Annotated in this window: 1 protein-coding gene; it reads right to left on the bottom strand. The window is 32.6% G+C overall.

The features are described from left to right. Positions 1-91: 91 nt before the first annotated feature. Positions 92-322, bottom strand: a 231-nt coding sequence (locus PZH32_RS12165) for a hypothetical protein (protein WP_343074566.1), incomplete at its 5' end; no start/stop codon positions are given.

The following is a 322-nucleotide window of genomic DNA, read 5'->3' on the forward strand; positions in this document are numbered from 1 at the left end:
GCCGCAAATGCAATTAATACAATTAACCAAAAGGAAAGGGTTGTAATGCCGGCTCCCAATAATATTTTTTTTAGTTTTGACTTTTTCCTCATTAAGCACCACCAGAAAACAATTTCTTTTCTTGTGCAGAAAGATGAACTTTAAATTCTATATTTTGTTCTCCTGAAATACATAGTAAACATTGTCCCATTTCTAAATAAGGGATGCGCTTCAACTGATCAGGGGTCAGCTCTGAATTAAACACTTGTTCTAGCTTTGGGAGTACGTTGCTATCTTGTTTAAAAATAAACTTATATTGTGATAATTCAAAAAGAGTTTTGAT

The sequence above is a fragment of the Adlercreutzia equolifaciens genome (assembly GCF_029076695.1).
Lineage (GTDB): Bacteria > Actinomycetota > Coriobacteriia > Coriobacteriales > Eggerthellaceae > Adlercreutzia > Adlercreutzia equolifaciens_A.